This window comes from Staphylococcus sp. HMSC077D08 (assembly GCF_001837945.1).
Classification (GTDB): Bacteria; Bacillota; Bacilli; order Staphylococcales; family Staphylococcaceae; genus Staphylococcus; species Staphylococcus epidermidis.
The window spans coordinates 361,563-382,744 of the sequence record NZ_KV834762.1 but is presented as its reverse complement, the minus strand read 5'-3'; the positions used below and the strand labels follow the sequence as shown (position 1 = coordinate 382,744).

Below are 21,182 nucleotides of genomic sequence, written 5' to 3'. Positions count from 1 at the left end.
TATGAGTAAAAAAAGAATTTACGAATATGCGAAAGAATTAAATCTAAAGAGTAAAGAGATTATAGATGAGTTAAAAAGTATGAATGTTGAAGTGTCAAACCATATGCAAGCTTTAGAAGAAGAACAAATTAAAGCATTAGATAAAAAATTTAAAGCCTCTCAAGTGAAAGACACTAATAAACAAAATACTCAAAATAATCACCAAAAATCTAATAATAAACAAAATTCTAACAATAAAGAAAAACAGCAAAATAAGAATAATAGTAAACCAACGAAGAAAAAAGAACAAAACAACAAAGGAAAACAGCAAAATAAAAACAATAAAACTAATAAGAATCAAAAAAATAATAAAAATAAAAAGAATAATAAAAATAATAAACCTCAAAATGAGGTAGCAGAAACAAAAGAAATGCCCTCTAAAATCACTTATCAAGAAGGCATAACTGTCGGTGAGTTAGCTGAAAAGCTAAATGTAGAATCAGCTGGTATTATTAAAAAATTGTTCTTATTAGGTATTATGGCTAATATTAACCAATCATTGGATGAAGAAACATTAGAATTAATTGCAGACGACTATGGCGTTGAAATAGAGAAAGAAGTAGTCGTTGATGAAGAAGATTTATCAATTTATTTTGATGATGAGACGGATGATTCTGATGCAATTGAACGTCCAGCAGTTGTTACAATCATGGGTCACGTGGACCATGGTAAAACGACTTTATTAGATTCTATTCGTAATACTAAAGTTACCGAAGGAGAAGCTGGCGGAATCACTCAACATATTGGTGCTTATCAAATTGAAAATTCAGGTAAAAAAATTACGTTCTTAGATACTCCTGGACATGCTGCATTTACGACTATGCGTGCACGTGGTGCTCAAGTTACTGATATTACAATTTTAGTTGTGGCTGCTGATGATGGTGTGATGCCTCAAACAATTGAAGCTATAAATCACGCTAAAGAAGCAGAAGTACCAACGATTGTTGCAGTAAACAAAATTGATAAACCAACTGCTAACCCTGATCGTGTTATGCAAGAACTCACTGAGTATGGATTAATTCCAGAAGACTGGGGCGGTGACACAATCTTTGTACCACTATCTGCATTGAGTGGAGACGGTATTGATGATTTATTAGAAATGATTGGCTTAGTAGCGGAGGTACAAGAACTTAAAGCTAATCCTAATAAACAAGCTGTAGGTACTGTGATTGAGGCTGAATTAGATAAATCACGAGGTCCAGCTGCATCTTTACTTGTTCAAAATGGTACTTTAAACGTTGGAGATGCAATTGTTGTAGGTAATACTTATGGACGTATACGTGCAATGGTTAATGATTTAGGAAAAAGAATCAAATCTGCCGGTCCTTCAACGCCTGTAGAAATTACTGGTATTAACGATGTTCCACTTGCAGGTGATCGTTTTGTTGTATTTGGTGATGAAAAACAAGCACGTCGAATTGGTGAAGCACGTCATGAGGCAAGTGTCATACAGCAACGTCAAGAAAGTAAAAATGTTTCATTAGACAATTTATTTGAGCAAATGAAACAAGGTGAAATGAAAGATTTAAATGTCATCATTAAAGGTGATGTACAAGGTTCGGTTGAAGCATTGGCTGCATCACTAATGAAAATAGATGTTGAAGGTGTGAATGTACGAATTATTCATACAGCTGTTGGTGCTATCAATGAATCAGATGTTACTTTAGCTAATGCATCAAATGGTATTATTATTGGTTTTAATGTACGCCCAGATGCTGGTGCGAAACGCGCGGCTGAAGCTGAAAATGTAGATATGCGATTACACAGAGTTATTTATAACGTTATTGAAGAGATAGAATCAGCTATGAAAGGTTTACTTGACCCAGAATTTGAAGAGCAAGTCATCGGACAAGCTGAAGTGCGTCAAACATTTAAAGTTTCTAAAGTTGGTACAATTGCTGGTAGTTATGTGACTGAAGGTAAAATCACTCGTAACGCGGGTGTACGCGTAATTAGAGATGGTATCGTGTTATTTGAAGGTGAACTTGATACATTAAAACGTTTCAAAGATGATGCTAAAGAGGTAGCTCAAGGCTATGAATGTGGTATTACAATTGAAAAATATAATGATCTCAAAGAAGGAGACATTATTGAAGCGTTTGAAATGGTAGAAATTCAAAGATAATTTTGAAACTTATGGAGAGGCTATATGCTAAGTTAACTACTTTAAGATATTTCATAAATCTAATATCTTAAAGTAGAGTATGACATACTTTGCTTAACCAACAATCAAAGTGAAGATATAAATTTTGATTTGGAAAAGCATAATGTTGTGCTATCAATACTTTAGTTATGGTCTCTCATTTAATATTATTTTATTGATTCATTGTTGATAATTTAATAAAATGAACATCAAAAGTTAATCATTAACTCTGATATTTCACAGTTATTTGTGAGTAAAGTAAAAATGAAGAGAGGTGAGATGATGAATAATATAAGAGCAGAACGTGTAGGAGAACAAATGAAACAAGAAATCATGGATATTGTTAATAATAAAGTTAAAGATCCTAGAGTTGGTTTTTTAACAATTACTGATGTTGAATTAACAAATGACCTTTCACAAGCAAAAGTATATTTAACAGTGTTAGGGAATGATAAAGAAGTTGATAATACATTTAAAGCTTTGCATAAAGCAACTGGATTTATAAAATCTGAACTTGGTTCTCGAATGCGCCTAAGAATTATACCTGAGTTAACATTCGAATATGATGAATCTATCGAATACGGTAATAAAATAGAACGCATGATTCAAGATTTACACAAAAATGATAAATAATATATTTTATAGTAGGCACAGTCATTCATAAAGCATATTTTTGATATTGCCTACTATTTTTATGTAAAACGCTAATTAAAGAATTAAAATATCGTGTTATAATAATAAAAGTTATTAAAAGTTAAAGGTGTGACAACATGTATAATGGCATACTACCGGTATTTAAGGAACGAGGTTTAACAAGTCATGACGTCGTTTTTAAATTACGTAAAATTTTAAAAATGAAAAAAATTGGTCATACAGGAACATTAGACCCTGAAGTAAATGGTGTGTTACCAATTTGTTTAGGTGATGCGACAAAAGTCAGTGATTATATCATGGAAATGGGAAAAACTTATCACGCTACGGTAACGTTAGGAATGAGTACGACTACTGAAGACCAAACCGGAGATATTTTAGAAACTAGAGCTGTTGATAAGAATGATATCAATGAAGATACGATTGACCAAGTGTTGCAGCAATTTGAGGGGCATATTCAACAAATTCCGCCTATGTATTCTTCTGTTAAAGTAAATGGAAGAAAATTATATGAATATGCGAGAAATAATGAAACTGTCGAACGCCCTAAACGGCAAGTATTTATTAAAGATATACATAGAATATCTGAAGTTACTTTTCAGGAGCAGACATGTCATTTTGAAGTTGAAGTAACATGTGGTAAAGGAACTTATATTAGAACTTTAGCTACAGATATTGGACTTAAACTTGGTTTTCCAGCTCATATGTCACGTCTAACTAGAATAGCTTCAGGCGGTTTTCAATTAGAAAGTAGTTTAACTATTGATCAAATTAAAGAATTACATGAGCATGATTCATTACATAACGAATTGTTTCCTATAGAATATGGCTTGAAAGGTTTGAAATCATTCCAAGTGAAAGATTCAAATTTTAAAAAGAAAATCTGTAATGGTCAAAAATTTCATAAAAAAGTGTTAAGTCAAGATGTTAAAGAACCTTTTATATTTGTCGATAATAGTACTCAAAAAGTTTTAGCAATATATATAGTTCATCCAGACAAACCTTATGAAATAAAACCTAAAAAAGTTTTTAATTAAAGGAGAAATAATATTATGAAAGTGATAGAAGTTACTCATCCCATACAAAGTAATCAATTCATAACTGAAAATGTTGCTATGGCTTTTGGTTTCTTCGATGGTATGCATAGAGGTCACGATAAGGTGTTTCAAGTGCTTGATGAAAAGGCAAAAGAGCATCAACTTAAAAAAGCTGTTATGACGTTTGATCCACACCCCTCAGTCGTATTAAACCCTGAGCGTAAACGTACAACCTACCTTACACCACTTTCAGATAAGTTAGAAATGATAGCAGAACACGGTATAGACTATTGTATCGTTATCAATTTTTCATCAAAGTTTGCTAGTGTGACATCTGACGATTTCATAAAAAAATACATTATTAATAACCATGTTAAAGAAGTGATTGCAGGGTTTGATTTTACTTTTGGTAAATTTGGAAAAGGAAATATGACGGTACTTCAGGAATCTAAAGCTTTTAATACGACTATTGTAGGAAAACAAGAGATGGATTCTGAAAAAATTTCTACAACTGCAATACGCCAAGCGCTTACAGATGGTCATTTACAGAAAGCAAATGACGAATTGGGGTATATATATAGAATTAAAGGAACTGTAGTACAAGGTGAAAAACGTGGAAGAACAATTGGTTTTCCAACAGCTAATGTGCAACCCAGTGATGATTATGTACTACCAAAAAAAGGTGTTTACGCGGTGAGTATGGAAATTGGTCCTGAGAGTAAATTACATCGTGGTGTAGCTAACGTTGGAGTTAAACCTACATTTCACGATCCAGCTAGGGCTGAGTTAGTTATTGAAGTGAATATATTTGATTTTAATGAAAATATTTACGGTGAACGTGTGACTGTGTATTGGCATCACTTTTTAAGACCAGAAGTTAAATTTGATGGTATCGATCCACTAGTTAAACAAATGAATGAAGATAAAGCGAAGGCTAAACATTTATTATCTATTGATTTCGATGATGATATATCATATAATATATAAAGTTGACAGAGATACAAGATTATTCTTATTCTCTAGATATACCTTTTTCTTAGTAGGTCGATTCTCCGACGCCTCACTCAGATTAAGGAGTTAAATATAATTAAGGAGGAAATTGATAATGGCAATTTCACAACAACGTAAAGATGAATTAATTAAAGAATATCGTGTGCACGAAACTGATACTGGTTCACCAGAAGTTCAAATCGCTGTATTAACTGCAGAAATTACTGCATTAAATGAGCATTTACGTGAACACAAGAAAGACCACCATTCACGTCGTGGTTTATTGAAAATGGTAGGTCGTCGTCGTCACTTACTAAACTACTTACGTAGTAAAGATATTCAACGTTACCGTGAATTAATTAAATCATTAGGTATTCGTCGTTAATCTTAATATAGAACTAGGAAAGCACCATGGATGGTACTTTCCTTTTTTTATTATGATACATAATAAAAAATATAAAATCAGTTAAATAAATGATATGATATAAATATTAGAATTAAGAGAGGAGATTCATAATGTCTCAAGAGAAGAAAGTTTTTAAAACTGAATGGGCTGGGCGTTCTTTAACTATTGAGACAGGACAATTAGCAAAGCAAGCTAATGGTGCTGTTTTAGTGCGTTATGGAGATACAGTTGTCCTATCAACTGCAACTGCTTCTAAAGAACCTAGAGATGGCGATTTTTTCCCATTAACTGTAAATTACGAAGAAAAAATGTATGCTGCTGGTAAAATACCAGGAGGATTCAAAAAAAGAGAAGGTCGCCCTGGTGATGAAGCAACGTTAACAGCTCGTCTCATTGATAGACCTATTCGTCCACTGTTTCCAAAGGGATATAGACATGACGTACAAATCATGAATATTGTCTTAAGTGCTGATCCAGATTGCTCACCAGAAATGGCAGCAATGATTGGTTCTTCGATGGCGTTAAGTGTTTCAGATATTCCATTCCAAGGTCCCATCGCAGGTGTAAATGTAGGTTATATCGATGGCAAATATGTCATTAATCCTTCCGTCGCTGATAAAGAAATTTCTAGATTAGATTTAGAAGTTGCTGGTCATAAAGATGCGGTAAACATGGTTGAAGCAGGCGCAAGTGAAATTACTGAGAGTGAGATGCTTGAGGCTATTTTCTTCGGACACGAGGAAATCAAACGACTTGTTGCATTCCAACAAGAAATCATCGACCACATTCAACCGATCAAACAAGAATTTGTACCGGTGGAAAGAGACGAAGATTTAGTTGAAAAAGTAAAACGTCTAACTGAAGATAAAGGACTTAAAGAGACGGTTTTAACTTTCGATAAGCAACAACGAGATGAAAACTTAGATGTTCTGAAAGAAGAAGTTGTTGGTCATTTTCTAGATGAAGAAGATCCAGAAAATGAAACGCTTGTTAAAGAAGTTTATGCAATTCTAAATGACTTAATTAAAGAAGAAGTAAGACGTCTAATTGCTGATGAAAAAATACGACCTGATGGACGTAAAGTAGATGAAATAAGACCTCTTGAATCAGAAGTTGGTTTGTTGCCAAGAGCTCATGGGTCAGGTTTATTTACTCGTGGTCAGACACAAGCACTTTCAGTTTTAACTTTAGGCGCACTTGGAGATTATCAATTAATTGATGGTTTAGGACCTGAGGTAGAGAAACGATTTATGCATCATTATAACTTTCCTAATTTCTCTGTAGGAGAAACTGGCCCTGTACGTGCACCTGGTAGACGTGAGATTGGCCATGGTGCGCTTGGTGAAAGAGCATTACGATACATTATACCTGATACTCAAGATTTCCCTTACACAATTCGTATTGTAAGTGAAGTACTAGAGTCTAACGGTTCATCATCTCAAGCATCAATTTGTGGTTCAACATTAGCATTAATGGATGCCGGTGTACCAATTAAAGCGCCAGTCGCAGGGATTGCAATGGGATTAGTAACGCGTGACGATAGCTATACAATTTTAACTGATATTCAAGGTATGGAAGATGCATTAGGTGATATGGACTTCAAAGTAGCAGGTACTAAAGACGGTATTACTGCGATTCAAATGGATATTAAAATTGATGGTTTAACTCGAGAAGTTATCGAAGAAGCACTAGAACAAGCGCGTCAAGGACGATTAGCTATTATGGATCATATGCTTCACACGATTGAACAACCACGCGAAGAATTAAGTGCTTATGCACCAAAAGTGGTAACTATGAGTATTAACCCAGATAAAATTCGAGATGTGATTGGACCAGGTGGTAAGAAAATCAATGAAATCATCGACGAAACTGGAGTTAAATTAGATATTGAGCAAGATGGTACAATCTTTATAGGTGCTGTAGATCAAGCGATGATTAATCGTGCAAAAGAAATTATCGAAGATATTACACGCGAAGCAGAAGTTGGACAAATATATCATGCTAAAGTAAAACGTATTGAAAAGTATGGTGCTTTCGTTGAATTGTTCCCTGGCAAAGACGCATTATTACACATTTCTCAAATTTCACAAGAAAGAATTAATAAAGTAGAAGATGTTCTTAAAATTGGAGATACAATTGAAGTGAAAATTACTGAAATCGATAAACAAGGTCGCGTTAATGCGTCACATAAAGTATTAGAACAATCTAAAAATTAAAATGTATCAATATATGAACCTAATGTATGTGTTCTGTAAAAAACTGCCAACAAAGCTAAATGCTTTGCGAGCAGTTTTTTTATTATTAATATGACTATTCAGTGGGATAAATGTATTTTGTTAGTGATGTTATAGGGTGACTTAAAAACTTACATTCAATTAAAATCATTTAATAAGTAAAAGTAATATTTAGTATGTAAATGCGACAATTGTTTTATTAAATATGATAAAAACATTAATTTTAAAAAATATACTCTCAATAATCAAATGGTATAACAGTGCAATAATAGTGTACATCAAGGTCGTTTTAACTTATAATAAATAGTGAGTTTGTATATGGACGGGTCACTATTTATAGGAGGTAACATTTTGAGTTTAATAAAGAAAAAAAATAAAGATATTCGTATTATTCCACTCGGTGGAGTAGGCGAAATCGCTAAAAATATGTACATCGTTGAAGTAGACGATGAAATGTTTATGTTGGATGCAGGATTAATGTTCCCAGAAGATGAAATGCTTGGGGTAGATATTGTTATTCCTGACATTCAATATGTCATTGAAAACAAAGAAAGATTAAAAGGAATATTTCTTACACACGGTCATGAACATGCTATAGGCGCAGTAAGCTATGTGTTAGAACAAATAGATGCACCAGTTTATGGTTCTAAATTGACAATTGCACTTGTTAAAGAAGCAATGAAGGCCAGAAATATTAAAAAGAAAGTACGTTACTATACTGTAAACCATGATTCAATTATGAGATTTAAAAATGTTAACGTTAGTTTCTTTAATACAACACATAGCATTCCCGATAGCTTAGGCGTATGTATTCATACTTCTTATGGTTCTATAGTTTATACTGGAGAGTTTAAGTTTGATCAAAGTTTGCATGGACATTATGCTCCAGATTTGAAACGCATGGCAGAAATTGGTGATGAGGGTGTGTTCGCATTAATCAGTGATTCAACAGAAGCTGAAAAGCCAGGATATAACACGCCTGAAAATATTATTGAACATCACATGTATGATGCTTTTGCCAAGGTTAAAGGCAGACTTATTGTATCATGCTATGCTTCAAACTTCGTTCGTATTCAACAAGTGCTTAACATTGCAAGTCAACTTAATCGTAAAGTGTCATTTTTAGGTCGTTCACTTGAAAGTTCGTTTAACATAGCACGTAAAATGGGATACTTTGATATACCAAAAGATTTATTAATACCTATTAATGAAGTGGAAAATTATCCTAAAAATGAAGTGATTATTATTGCTACAGGTATGCAAGGTGAACCAGTAGAAGCATTAAGTCAAATGGCTCGCAAGAAGCATAAAATTATGAACATAGAAGAAGGGGATTCAATATTCCTAGCAATTACTGCTTCAGCTAATATGGAAGTTATTATTGCAGATACATTAAATGAGTTAGTGCGTGCTGGAGCACATATAATTCCAAACAACAAGAAAATTCATGCGTCAAGTCATGGTTGTATGGAAGAATTGAAAATGATGTTAAATATCATGAAACCTGAATATTTTGTACCTGTTCAAGGTGAATTTAAAATGCAGATTGCACATGCCAAATTAGCAGCAGAAACAGGTGTAGCACCTGAGAAAATTTTCTTAGTTGAAAAAGGCGACGTGATTAGTTATAACGGTAAAGATATGATTTTAAATGAAAAAGTTCAATCAGGTAATATACTTATTGATGGGATTGGCGTTGGTGACGTAGGTAATATCGTATTAAGAGATCGACATCTATTAGCCGAAGACGGTATTTTTATTGCAGTTGTGACATTAGACCCTAAAAATCGACGTATTGCTGCAGGACCTGAAATTCAATCAAGAGGCTTCGTCTATGTTAGAGAAAGTGAAGAACTTTTGAAAGAGGCTGAAGAAAAAGTACGTAAAATTGTAGAGGAAGGTCTTCAAGAAAAACGAATAGAATGGTCAGAAATCAAGCAAAATATGAGAGATCAAATCAGTAAGTTACTATTTGAGAGTACAAAACGCCGTCCAATGATTATTCCAGTCATATCGGAGATCTAATCTTAATAGAATAATATTTAAAGAGGTTGGGACAATTTAGTAAAGCAAAATCATGTTTAATGACTTTGTTCAACAATTAGTTTTTCTTTTAAATATTTATCAGTTTCTAATATCTTAGAGTTTGGTAAATATGAGAGTGAATCTAAATAATCTAAGTTGTTCTTGCCTCTTTCATCTTATTAAAAATACATATAAATTATATATTCAAATGGGATGAATACTCTAAATATAGTAATGATGAGAGATTAAAAAAGAAGGTGTAGGTATTGCCACAAGCAAAAAAAAGAACATCGACGAAGAGAAAGGGTAATAAAAAAACGAATAAAAAAAAGCAAAATGAAACGCCTTTAAGATATATATTCTCAATAATTGTAGTAATTCTTATTATACTAGGTGCTTTTCAATTAGGAATCATTGGTAGAATGATTGATAGCTTTTTTAATTATCTTTTTGGTATGAGTCGATACTTAACTTATATTTTAGTACTTATTGCAACAATCTTTATAACATACTCTAAGCAAATACCTAGAACTCGACGTAGTATCGGTGCAATAGTTTTACAATTAGCTTTGTTATTTATAACGCAATTGTATTTTCATTTTTCACATAATATTACTTCACAAAGAGAGCCTGTACTGTCCTTTGTTTATAAAGCTTATGAACAAACACATTTTCCAAATTTTGGGGGCGGCTTAATAGGTTTTTATTTACTTAAACTATTTATACCTCTCATATCTATTGTAGGTGTAATAATAATAACTATTTTGCTACTAGCTTCGAGTTTCATTTTATTACTTAATTTAAGACATAGAGATGTTACAAAAAGTTTATTCGACAACCTCAAGTCATCAAGTAATCATGCATCTGAGTCAATAAAGCAAAAAAGAGAACAAAATAAGATTAAAAAAGAAGAAAAAGCTCAATTAAAAGAGGAAAAAATTGAACGGAAAAAACAAAAAAAATCACGTCAAAATAATAATGTCATTAAAGATGTTAGTGATTTTCCAGAGATTTCCCAGTCAGACGATATTCCAATATATGGTCATAATGAGCAAGAAGATAAAAGACAAAATACTACTAACCAACGTCAAAAACGTGTTTTGGATAATGAACAATTTCAACAATCATTACCAAGTACCAAAAATCAATCAATAAATAATAATCAGTTATCTACAACTGCTGAAAACAATCATCAACAAAGTCAGGCTGAAGGCTCAATATCTGAAGCTGGTGAAGAAGCCAATATTGAGTATACGGTGCCACCTTTATCTTTATTAAAACAGCCTACCAAACAAAAAACTACTTCAAAAGCTGAAGTCCAACGTAAAGGTCAGGTTTTAGAATCTACACTAAAAAACTTTGGTGTTAATGCTAAAGTAACACAAATTAAAATCGGTCCCGCAGTGACACAATATGAAATTCAACCAGCACAAGGTGTTAAAGTAAGTAAAATAGTCAATCTCCATAATGACATTGCATTAGCTTTGGCTGCGAAAGATGTACGAATAGAAGCACCTATTCCAGGTCGCTCTGCGGTAGGAATTGAGGTTCCTAATGATAAAATCTCACTTGTCACTCTAAAAGAAGTTTTAGAAGATAAGTTCCCATCTAAGTATAAATTAGAAGTCGGCATTGGTAGAGATATTTCTGGTGATCCAATATCAATTCAATTAAATGAAATGCCTCACTTACTCGTTGCTGGTTCAACAGGAAGCGGTAAATCAGTTTGTATTAACGGTATTATAACGAGTATATTGCTCAATACAAAACCGCACGAAGTTAAACTTATGTTAATCGATCCTAAAATGGTAGAGTTAAATGTTTACAATGGTATTCCTCATTTACTTATACCGGTTGTAACAAATCCACATAAAGCGTCTCAAGCTTTAGAAAAAATTGTTTCAGAAATGGAACGTCGTTATGATTTGTTTCAACATTCATCGACACGAAATATTGAAGGATATAACCAATATATACGCAAACAGAATGAGGAACTTGATGAAAAACAATCTGAGTTACCATATATCGTCGTAATAGTGGATGAATTGGCTGATTTAATGATGGTTGCAGGTAAAGAAGTAGAAAATGCTATCCAACGTATTACTCAAATGGCTAGAGCTGCGGGTATACACTTAATTGTAGCTACTCAAAGACCTTCAGTTGATGTTATTACTGGTATTATTAAAAATAACATTCCATCAAGAATTGCGTTCGCTGTAAGTTCTCAAACTGACTCTAGAACAATAATTGGTGCTGGTGGAGCTGAAAAGCTACTTGGTAAAGGTGATATGCTATATGTTGGTAACGGAGAATCTACTACTACCCGAATTCAAGGTGCTTTTTTAAGCGATCAAGAAGTGCAAGATGTTGTTAATTATGTTGTAGAGCAACAGAAAGCAAATTATGTTAAAGAAATGGAACCGGATGCACCTGTAGATAAATCAGAAATGAAGAGTGAGGACGCTTTATATGATGAAGCTTATTTATTTGTAATAGAAAAGCAAAAAGCTAGTACTTCTTTATTACAACGACAATTTAGAATCGGTTATAATCGAGCTTCAAGGCTCATGGATGATTTGGAACGTAACCAAGTTATTGGTCCACAAAAAGGAAGTAAACCTAGACAAATTTTAGTTGATTTAGAAAATGACGAGGTGTAAAAATGTCGGAAATGAGTGCAATCTATAGAGTAAAACAATACATTTTAAAATTAATTAAAGATGGTGAACTTACTAATGGAAGTAAATTACCTAGTAATTTGTCAATTGCGAGAGCATTAAATGTTAAAACAGATGATGTTTACGATGGTATAGATGAGTTGATTACTGAACAAGTAGTAACGGATAATTTTGAAGAGGGGACTAGCGTAAAAATCAAGCCCCCTTTCTATTACCCGTTAAATAAAATTATTAGTATAGGGACTATGATTAAAGAAGCAGGTTATGAAGCAGGAACAGAATATCTGAATCTTGACGAGCAACCTGCAACTATTTTAGATGCTGAACATTTAGGTATAGAAACAAAAGAACCTATAACAATTATTGAGAGACTAAGGACTGCTAATCATAAGCCGGTCGTATATTGTTTAGACAAAATAGCAAAAACTTATCTAACTTGCACAGATTATCAACAGAGTAGTGGTTCAATGTTAGAAGCTATTAAAGCATCTACAAATCATGTAATCATGCATGCAGAAATGGATTTAGAAGCAATTAGTTACGAACCTCATATCTCAGAAGTGCTTAATGCTTCACCTCACGAAGGGCTTATGTTACTTAAAGTAGTACATTATGACGAAAAGCATCAACCAATTTTGTATTCTTTAAATTATATTAAGAGTAGTTTAGTTAAATTCACTATTACTAAAAGTGAATAAATTGTCATATTAGACCAGGAGGTTAGATTTTGGAGAGATTCAATCAAGATAATACAAAAGTTCGAGTCAATGTTTTGCCTACCGATAAATTTAAAACAACGACAATTACCTTTAAATATATGGCACCATTAAACTATAAAACAATTACTTCACGTTCAATTTTAAGTAAAGTATTAGTTCGTGCAACACAACAATGGCCCACCGATAAAACTTTAAATAAACAGTTATCAGAATTGTATGGCGCCTATGTTAATAGTTTTGTTTCAAAGTTTAAAGATAGGCATGTTATTACAATCTCATTAGAAGTAGTTAATGAAAAATTCTTAAAAGATAAAACCCCTTTATTTGAAAAGGGATTAGATACGTTAAAAGAAATAATTTGGAATCCATTAATCAAAGATAGATGCTTTGATCATACATATGTAGCTCAAGAAAAGTCTTTACTTAGCAAAAAACTTGAAGCAATGGAAGATAATAAAGCACAGTATTCATTTCTTCAGTTAATGAATTATATGTTTAAACAGGAGCCTTATCGATTTATAGCTACAGGTCAATTAGAACAAATTCCACAAGTGACTTCTGAAAGTCTATACGATACATATCTATCCATGATACAAAATGATGATTGTGCCATTTATGTTGTAGGAAATATTAACAAAGAGGAAGTAACACAACTTATTCTAGATAAGTTTGCAATTAAGCCTTTCTATTTAGAAAATAGAGAAACTACTGAAATCGCACCTTCTTTTGATCAACCGCAATATATAATTGAAAAAGACGATGTTGACCAAGCTAAATTGAATTTGGGATATCGCTTTCCATCTTATTATGGGAAAAGTAATTACTATGCATTTATAATATTAAATATGATGTTTGGAGGAGATCCTTCCTCAGTACTATTTAACGAAGTCAGAGAAAAGCAAAGTTTGGCATACTCTATACATTCACAAATTGATGGTAAAAACGGATTTTTATTTGTTTTAAGTGGAGTTTCTGCTGAGAAATATGAGCAAGCAAAAGAAACTGTTATCAAAGAGTTTGATAAGATAAAAAATGGAGATTTCGATTCTAATAAAATTGAATTAGCTAAAAAAATCATTATTTCTCATAGACACGAAGCATCAGATAGACCCAAAAGTATAATTGAAATACTGCATAATCAATTATTATTAAACCACCAGCAAACAGATCAAGATTTTATAAATGCAGTGAATCGAGTGACGAAGACAGATGTTATTAAATTGGCAAATGAAGCTGTTCTAGATACAATTTATGTACTAACGAAAGGAGACCAACACTGATGAAAACACATCAATATGAACTTATAGATGAGAAAGTTTTCGAACATGAGTTTGATAATGGGTTGAAATTATTTGTCATACCAAAGCCTGGTTTTCAAAAAACGTATGTGACCTACACAACACAGTTTGGTTCATTGGACAATCATTTTAAGCCCATAGGTAGTCAGCAATTTGTAGAAGTTCCTGACGGTGTGGCACACTTTTTAGAACATAAATTGTTTGAAAAAGAAGATGAAGATTTATTTACTGCATTTGCCGAAGAGAATGCGCAAGCTAATGCTTTTACAAGCTTTGATCGTACGAGTTATTTATTTAGCGCAACAAGTAATATTGAAAGTAACATTAAACGTCTCCTCAATATGGTAGAAACACCTTATTTTACTGAAGAAACAGTTAATAAAGAAAAAGGGATTATAGCTGAGGAAATTAAAATGTACCAGGAACAACCAGGATATAAATTAATGTTTAATACTTTAAGGGCTATGTATTCCAAACACCCGATACGGGTGGATATTGCTGGTAGTGTTGAAAGCATTTATGAAATAACTAAAGATGATTTATACTTATGTTATGAAACATTTTATCATCCCTCTAATATGGTGTTGTTTGTGGTAGGCGATGTTAGTCCTCAATCGATAATTAAACTTGTGGAAAAGCATGAAAATCAAAGAGATAAAACTTATCAACCACGTATTGAACGTGCGCAAATTGATGAGCCTAGAGAGGTAAATCAACGGTTTGTTTCCGAGAAAATGAAATTACAGTCACCACGATTGATGTTAGGTTTTAAAAATGAACCATTAGATGAAAGTGCAACGAAATTTGTTCAAAGAGATTTGGAAATGACTTTTTTCTACGAATTAGTTTTTGGTGAGGAAACTGAGTTTTATCAACAACTTTTAAATAAAGATTTAATAGATGAAACATTCGGTTATCAATTTGTATTGGAACCAAGTTACAGTTTTTCAATTATTACTAGTGCAACACAACAGCCTGATCTATTTAAACAACTAATAATGGATGAATTAAGAAAATATAAAGGAAACCTTAAAGATCAAGAAGCATTTGATTTGTTGAAAAAGCAATTTATTGGAGAATTCATATCAAGTTTAAATTCTCCAGAATATATAGCTAATCAATATGCAAAACTCTATTTCGAGGGAGTGAGTGTATTTGATATGCTAGATATCGTAGAAAATATTACGTTAGAGAGTGTAAATGAAACTTCCGAATTATTCTTGAACTTTGACCAACTTGTTGATAGTCGTCTGGAGATGGAAAATAGATGAAAGCGCTAGTCATAGGTGGTTCTGGAACAATAGGGCGTGCCATTGTAAAACGACTGCTATTTGAAGGTTATGAAGTCTTCTTACATTATCATTCAGCTCAATATTCTGATTTAAGTAATCAATTTAAAAATAGCAAAATTACATTTATTCAATGTGATTTAACCAAAGATATAAAACTCGAAGATTACTTTGGACACATTGACGAGCTAGATTGTCTGATTTATACCAGTGGGACAGCATTATATGGCATGTTACAAGATATGAGTGATTGTGACATCGATAATAGTTATGCATTAAATGTAAGACAATTTATACGTTTGACTCGCTACTTTATTGATATTTTAAGGCAGAGTAACAATGGACGTATCATTGTTATTTCATCAATTTGGGGAGAAACTGGAGCTAGTTTAGAGACAATCTATTCAGCAATGAAAAGTGCTCAAATTGGTTTTGTTAAAGCATTAAGTCAAGAATTAGCTTTAACTTCAGTAACTGTAAATGCTATTACACCAGGCATGGTAAAAGGAAAAATGAGCGATGTATGGTCTAAAGATGAGTTATCGAATATAGTAGCAGAGTTACCTCAGCAAAGAATGATTGATCCGTCTGAAGTGGCACATGCTTGTGCATACTTGTGTAGTACTATGTCAAAAAGTATAACGGGAACAGTCCACAAAGTGAATGGCGGATGGTATATTTAAATGTTTTGTCAGTAAAAGATAAGTTTTCTTGTTTCAATTGTTATAGGAGCAACATATAAGTAATAATAAAAGAAGTATCTTTTTATTATTGGTGTTATAATATGATAAACAAAGTTTTCGTGGGCTTCGTTGTTAACAAGGGGTGGTCAAGAGATGACTTTTGCAAAAAGGAAAGAGTGGTACTTAGAATATGAGATAACTGTAAATCGTGCTGGCTTACTCGGTGATATTTCAAGTTTGCTTGGAATGCTCGGTATTAGTATTGTTACAATTAATGGTGTTGATCAGGGAAAAAGGGGATTGTTAATCAAAACAGATCAACTAGAAAAGGTCGAAAGGTTCGAACAAATTGTAAAAGAAATTAATGAAATAGAAATTACAAAGTTAAGAGTTCCTGAATTACGAGATAGACTCGCTGTACGACACGGTAGATATATTGAACAGGATGCTGATGATAAAAAGACTTTTAAATTTGAACGAGAAGATTTAGGATTACTAGTTGATTTTTTAGCTGAGTTATTTAAAGAAGAGGGACATAAATTAATCGGAATACGTGGAATGCCTAGAGTTGGTAAAACTGAATCTATTGTAGCTGGAAGTGTTTGTGCACATAAAAGATGGTTATTCATTAGCTCAACTTTAATTAAACAAACAGTAAGGCGTTCACTATTTAGAGGTGAATATGATTCTAATCACGTATATATCATTGATGGTGCGGTAACAGCACGTGAATTGAACCCTGAACACCAAGAATTGGTGAGAGAGGTTATGACGTTACCCTCAATAAAAGTTGTTGAACATCCAGATTTATTTGTAGAGTCGTGCCATTATAATATGGAAGATTTTGACTATATTATTGAATTGAGAGAAAATGAAAATCAAGAGATTCGATATGAAGAAATGAAGAAACATACGGTTCAAAGTAAGAATAATTTAGATTTTGGAGATCCATTTGGTGGAGGGTTTGGTTTCTTTGAATAATGTCTAGGAGGACTTTGAGTGAAAACGATTGGTGAAGTGTTGAAAAGTAGACGTGAAAGATTGGGTATGACACTAAGTGAATTAGAACAAAGAACTCAGTTAAAGCGTCAAACGTTAATACATATAGAAAATAATGATTTTAATGAACTAGCCAAGAGTGATTATACTGAAGGTTTTATTAGAAAATACGCTAAAGTTGTAAATATCGAACCAAATCAGCTTATTGAAGCACATCAAGATGAGATTCCTGAAACACAATATCAAATTGATGATGTGATACAAACATTTTCTAATGGGTATGAACCCCCTTACCGACGTCAATCTAAAGAAGCGTTTCAATTGCTGATGTGGATGGGTTTCATTATTTTAATATCTTTAATCGTTTGGATACTCGCAATATTAATTATATAAATATATGTTTTAGAAATGAGGATTTAATATGAATATACCGAATCAAATAACGGTATTTAGAGTTATTTTAATACCATTTTTTATTTTATTTGCTTTAGTTGATTTTGGTTTTGGGCAAATTTCAATTTTAGGTGGAAATCATATCAGAATTGAAATATTAATTAGTGCTATCATATTTGTGGTTGCATCAATAAGTGATTTTGCTGATGGTTATCTTGCCCGTAAATGGCAATTAGTTACTAATATGGGGAAATTCTTAGATCCACTTGCAGACAAATTATTGGTTGCGAGTGCATTAATTGTTATGGTGCAACTTGGTTTTACTAATTCTGTCGTTGCTATCATTATTATTGCTCGAGAATTTGCCGTTACAGGATTACGATTACTACAAATTGAACAAGGCTTTGTAAGTGCTGCAGGGCAACTCGGAAAAATAAAAACTGCAGTGACAATGGTTGCAATTATATGGATTTTATTCGGCGATCCTTTCGTGCACTATGTACATTTCCCAATTGGAGTGTGGTTATTATACATTGGAGTATTCTTTACTATTCTTTCAGGTATTGAATATTTTTATAAAGGAAGAGATGTATTTAAACATTCTAAATAAATGTGTAATTAAAAAATTGAGCTTGTATATTTATTTCATCTATAAAGTACCATATCAATTTGTTATATAATCATACTCTCTAAAATAAATACATTTTGATTTAGTTATCTTTGTCAAAGGTTTGTTTCCTATTTTATATGGGATGCAAACCTTTTATTTATTTAGTTGCTTTAGTGTGACAAAGAAGATAAAACAATTACTAGAATTGATTTAATATTTCACTTTTCAGATGTAATATTGATATACATCTGGTAAATCTTTTATAAAAATGCAATTTCAGCATGTTATAAAAAAATGTGATGTTATGTTTAAGTTATATTAGATGACAGTTCTGTGATACATAATTAAACTGTTTCTATAAAGATTCTTATTTTAGATTTATATTACAAAAAAATATATAATGGACTTATTGAAAAGACAATATAAATATCAGGGAGTATATCATTGATGAATATTTCAATAGTAGCTGTTGGCTCTGAATTATTACTAGGTCAAATAGCTAATACAAATGGACAATATCTTTCAAAACTTTTTAATAGTATTGGTAAAAGTGTAGTAGAACACACAGTTATTGGTGATAACCCTCAAAGGTTAGAATATGTAATAAAGCAATGTCTATCTAGATTTGATACTATTGTTTTAACAGGTGGATTAGGGCCAACAAAAGATGATTTAACTAAACATACTGTAGCTAAAGTATTAGGAAAAAATCTAGTGACGGATGAAGCATCGTTAAACTTTATCAAAAACTATTTTAAAGAACAAGGTCAAGATATGACCTCTAATAATAAGCAACAAGCATTAGTGATTGAAGATGCCATAGTTTTACCAAATAAACATGGTATGGCTCCTGGTATGCTTGTAGAATTAGGTAAACAAAAAATAATTCTACTACCAGGTCCACCGAAAGAAATGCAACCTATGGCAAAGAATGAATTATTACCTTATCTTATGGATAAAGATGAAGTTATTTTTTCTGAATTACTTAGATTTGCTGGTATAGGAGAGTCGAAATTAGAAACACTATTAATTGATCTTATAGATGAGCAAACTAATCCGACAATCGCACCTCTTGCAGGTACGCATGAAGTATATGTTAGATTAACAGCCAATGCCGAAAGTAAGGAACGATGTCAACTGCTTATTAAGCCTATTCGAGATGAAATTTTAAATAGGATTGGTACTTATTATTTTGGTTCAGACGAAGTTAGCATTGAAGAATCGGTTATAAATAGTGCAAAACAGAATTTTGCTATTTATGACGGTGTAACTAATGGAGCTTTGTTTACTCGATTAAAAAATGCTGACAGTAAAAATCTAGTTAAAGGTATGCTACCACATTCTAACCAATTTATTGATATAACTTGTGAGTTTAATACCGTTTTATTCAATGCTGCTCAATATGTCAGGGATTTGTACCAAACAGATTTGGGTATTGTACTTTTAAATAAAGATAATATTGTATATTTAGGAATTTATGATGGAAATAATTTCGATATCGAAACATTTAAGATGTCTCAAAGTCGTAATTTATTGAGAAGCAGAAGTCAAAATTATGCGATGATTAGATTATTAAATTGGTTTAATAAATAGTAAATTTTAAATTTTTGCTAAAAATATAAGTACGTTTGTTCGTTTTTGTATTAGCTAAAACACAATAAATGCGAACAAATATTCGCAAAAGACTTGTGTTTTGCTTAAAATACTTGTATAGTAAGTATAAGATATTATACAGATAACTTTCTGTAGTAGGAGGTCTCGTTTTGGATAATGAACGTCAAAAAGCTTTAGATACAGTCATTAAAAATATGGAAAAATCTTTTGGTAAAGGTGCCGTTATGAAGTTAGGCGATAATAAAGGTCGCAGAGTATCAAGTACTTCAAGTGGTTCTGTCACAGTTGATAATGCATTAGGGGTTGGAGGTTATCCTAAAGGAAGAATTATCGAAATATATGGACCTGAAAGTTCAGGTAAGACGACAGTAGCTTTACATGCTATCGCTGAAGTACAAAAAAACGGTGGTGTAGCAGCATTTATCGATGCCGAACACGCTCTCGATCCAGTATATGCACAAGCATTAGGTGTAGATATTGACAATTTATACTTATCTCAACCAGATCATGGTGAGCAAGGTCTTGAAATCGCCGAAGCTTTTGTTCGTAGTGGTGCTGTGGACATTGTTGTTGTCGATTCAGTAGCAGCCTTAACACCTAAAGCTGAAATTGAAGGTGAAATGGGAGATACTCATGTTGGTTTACAAGCAAGATTAATGTCTCAAGCATTAAGAAAGTTATCAGGGGCTATTTCTAAATCTAATACTACAGCTATATTTATTAACCAAATTCGTGAAAAGGTTGGCGTGATGTTCGGGAATCCTGAAACAACGCCCGGTGGTAGAGCCCTAAAATTCTATAGTTCTGTACGTTTAGAGGTAAGAAGAGCAGAGCAGTTAAAACAAGGTCAAGACATTGTAGGTAACAGAACCAAAATAAAAGTTGTGAAAAATAAAGTTGCACCTCCATTTAGAGTTGCAGAAGTAGATATTATGTATGGTCAAGGTATCTCTAAGGAAGGAGAGCTCATTGATTTAGGTGTAGAGAATGATATCGTTGATAAATCAGGTGCCTGGTATTCTTATAATGGAGATAGAATGGGGCAAGGTAAAGAAAACGTCAAAAATTATCTTAAGGAAAATCCACAAATCAAAGAAGAAATTGACCGTAAGTTACGTGAAAAGTTAGGTATTTTCGATGGTGATGTGGATGAAAATGAAAATGAAGACGATTCACCAAAAACTTTATTTGATGAATAGTTTTTTAGTTGATTAAGTAAAAGGATGGCTCAATTAGCCATCTTTTTTTGTAGTTTTTGATTTGTTCTTTAAGAAAAGCAATTTAAAGTGAGTGTAGTGCAATTTCATATCTTGACACATATCTGTCGATAAACGTACAATTAGTATGTATGATTCTTATATAATTTCATATAAT

At 32.4% G+C, this 21,182-nt stretch carries 16 protein-coding genes and 1 pseudogene; all 17 read left to right on the top strand.

The window, feature by feature from the left end; all coding sequences use genetic code 11:
* Window position 1 precedes the first annotated feature (1 nt).
* The 17 genes and pseudogenes from infB to recA all read left to right on the top strand — a co-directional run bounded on the left by infB (window position 2) and on the right by recA (window position 21,007).
* Complete coding sequence (gene infB / locus HMPREF2663_RS06315; protein ID WP_002489946.1) at window positions 2-2,164, top strand: translation initiation factor IF-2; 2,163 nt, start codon at window positions 2-4, stop codon at window positions 2,162-2,164.
* A 300-nt stretch (window positions 2,165-2,464) separates the two neighbouring features.
* Window positions 2,465-2,815: a 30S ribosome-binding factor RbfA gene (gene rbfA / locus HMPREF2663_RS06310; RefSeq protein WP_002457359.1), complete on the top strand. Its 351-nt coding sequence runs from the start codon at window positions 2,465-2,467 to the stop codon at window positions 2,813-2,815.
* 137 nt (window positions 2,816-2,952) lie between these two features.
* Entirely contained in the window at window positions 2,953-3,870 is a 918-nt protein-coding gene (gene truB, locus HMPREF2663_RS06305) for a tRNA pseudouridine(55) synthase TruB (protein ID WP_002446303.1), read from the top strand.
* Window positions 3,871-3,885: 15 nt separating this feature from the next.
* Complete coding sequence (locus HMPREF2663_RS06300; protein ID WP_070846049.1) at window positions 3,886-4,857, top strand: bifunctional riboflavin kinase/FAD synthetase; 972 nt, start codon at window positions 3,886-3,888, stop codon at window positions 4,855-4,857.
* A gap of 118 nt (window positions 4,858-4,975) precedes the next feature.
* On the top strand, window positions 4,976-5,245 hold the full coding sequence (rpsO, locus tag HMPREF2663_RS06295) for a 30S ribosomal protein S15 (protein WP_002439528.1): 270 nt from the start codon (window positions 4,976-4,978) through the stop codon (window positions 5,243-5,245).
* A gap of 131 nt (window positions 5,246-5,376) precedes the next feature.
* Window positions 5,377-7,482 carry a polyribonucleotide nucleotidyltransferase gene (gene pnp, locus HMPREF2663_RS06290; RefSeq protein ID WP_070846047.1) on the top strand — a complete coding sequence of 702 codons (2,106 nt, stop codon included), beginning with the start codon at window positions 5,377-5,379 and terminating at the stop codon, window positions 7,480-7,482.
* 369 nt (window positions 7,483-7,851) lie between these two features.
* The gene (rnjB, locus tag HMPREF2663_RS06285; RefSeq protein ID WP_002457357.1) at window positions 7,852-9,525 is read left to right on the top strand and encodes a ribonuclease J2; all 1,674 of its coding nucleotides are present in this window, start codon (window positions 7,852-7,854) and stop codon (window positions 9,523-9,525) included.
* Between the two features lie 902 nt (window positions 9,526-10,427).
* A pseudogene (locus tag HMPREF2663_RS06280) lies at window positions 10,428-12,185 on the top strand (DNA translocase FtsK); the annotation flags it as partial.
* A gap of 2 nt (window positions 12,186-12,187) precedes the next feature.
* Entirely contained in the window at window positions 12,188-12,901 is a 714-nt protein-coding gene (locus tag HMPREF2663_RS06275; RefSeq protein WP_070846045.1) for a GntR family transcriptional regulator, read from the top strand.
* A 29-nt stretch (window positions 12,902-12,930) separates the two neighbouring features.
* On the top strand, window positions 12,931-14,202 hold the full coding sequence (yfmF, locus tag HMPREF2663_RS06270; RefSeq protein ID WP_070846043.1) for an EF-P 5-aminopentanol modification-associated protein YfmF: 1,272 nt from the start codon (window positions 12,931-12,933) through the stop codon (window positions 14,200-14,202).
* Window positions 14,202-15,491: an EF-P 5-aminopentanol modification-associated protein YfmH gene (gene yfmH / locus HMPREF2663_RS06265; protein ID WP_002446309.1), complete on the top strand. Its 1,290-nt coding sequence runs from the start codon at window positions 14,202-14,204 to the stop codon at window positions 15,489-15,491. The genes yfmF and yfmH overlap by 1 nt, the downstream gene beginning before the upstream one ends.
* Complete coding sequence (ymfI, locus tag HMPREF2663_RS06260; protein WP_002446310.1) at window positions 15,488-16,192, top strand: elongation factor P 5-aminopentanone reductase; 705 nt, start codon at window positions 15,488-15,490, stop codon at window positions 16,190-16,192. The genes yfmH and ymfI overlap by 4 nt, the downstream gene beginning before the upstream one ends.
* Before the next feature lie 153 nt (window positions 16,193-16,345).
* Complete coding sequence (locus HMPREF2663_RS06255) at window positions 16,346-17,173, top strand: YmfK family protein (RefSeq protein ID WP_002489921.1); 828 nt, start codon at window positions 16,346-16,348, stop codon at window positions 17,171-17,173.
* Window positions 17,174-17,191: 18 nt separating this feature from the next.
* Window positions 17,192-17,584 carry a helix-turn-helix domain-containing protein gene (locus HMPREF2663_RS06250; protein WP_002489928.1) on the top strand — a complete coding sequence of 131 codons (393 nt, stop codon included), beginning with the start codon at window positions 17,192-17,194 and terminating at the stop codon, window positions 17,582-17,584.
* A gap of 28 nt (window positions 17,585-17,612) precedes the next feature.
* The gene (gene pgsA, locus HMPREF2663_RS06245) at window positions 17,613-18,194 is read left to right on the top strand and encodes a CDP-diacylglycerol--glycerol-3-phosphate 3-phosphatidyltransferase (RefSeq protein ID WP_070846041.1); all 582 of its coding nucleotides are present in this window, start codon (window positions 17,613-17,615) and stop codon (window positions 18,192-18,194) included.
* 447 nt (window positions 18,195-18,641) lie between these two features.
* On the top strand, window positions 18,642-19,787 hold the full coding sequence (locus tag HMPREF2663_RS06240; protein WP_070846039.1) for a CinA family nicotinamide mononucleotide deamidase-related protein: 1,146 nt from the start codon (window positions 18,642-18,644) through the stop codon (window positions 19,785-19,787).
* A gap of 170 nt (window positions 19,788-19,957) precedes the next feature.
* Window positions 19,958-21,007 (top strand): recombinase RecA, encoded by a 1,050-nt coding sequence (gene recA, locus HMPREF2663_RS06235; protein WP_002439552.1) that lies wholly within the window; start codon window positions 19,958-19,960, stop codon window positions 21,005-21,007.
* Window positions 21,008-21,182: the final 175 nt, after the last annotated feature.

Bases quoted from the DNA above. Each gene is read 5' to 3' on its own strand.
- pgsA (WP_070846041.1), top strand. From the start codon at position 17,613: ATGAATATACCGAATCAAATAACGGTATTTAGAGTTATTTTAATACCA.
- HMPREF2663_RS06255 (WP_002489921.1), top strand. From the start codon at position 16,346: ATGACTTTTGCAAAAAGGAAAGAGTGGTACTTAGAATATGAGATAACT.
- ymfI (WP_002446310.1), top strand. From the start codon at position 15,488: ATGAAAGCGCTAGTCATAGGTGGTTCTGGAACAATAGGGCGTGCCATT.
- rpsO (WP_002439528.1), top strand. From the start codon at position 4,976: ATGGCAATTTCACAACAACGTAAAGATGAATTAATTAAAGAATATCGT.
- yfmH (WP_002446309.1), top strand. From the start codon at position 14,202: ATGAAAACACATCAATATGAACTTATAGATGAGAAAGTTTTCGAACAT.
- rbfA (WP_002457359.1), top strand. From the start codon at position 2,465: ATGAATAATATAAGAGCAGAACGTGTAGGAGAACAAATGAAACAAGAA.
- HMPREF2663_RS06240 (WP_070846039.1), top strand. From the start codon at position 18,642: ATGAATATTTCAATAGTAGCTGTTGGCTCTGAATTATTACTAGGTCAA.
- pnp (WP_070846047.1), top strand. From the start codon at position 5,377: ATGTCTCAAGAGAAGAAAGTTTTTAAAACTGAATGGGCTGGGCGTTCT.
- infB (WP_002489946.1), top strand. From the start codon at position 2: ATGAGTAAAAAAAGAATTTACGAATATGCGAAAGAATTAAATCTAAAG.
- HMPREF2663_RS06300 (WP_070846049.1), top strand. From the start codon at position 3,886: ATGAAAGTGATAGAAGTTACTCATCCCATACAAAGTAATCAATTCATA.
- truB (WP_002446303.1), top strand. From the start codon at position 2,953: ATGTATAATGGCATACTACCGGTATTTAAGGAACGAGGTTTAACAAGT.
- HMPREF2663_RS06275 (WP_070846045.1), top strand. From the start codon at position 12,188: ATGTCGGAAATGAGTGCAATCTATAGAGTAAAACAATACATTTTAAAA.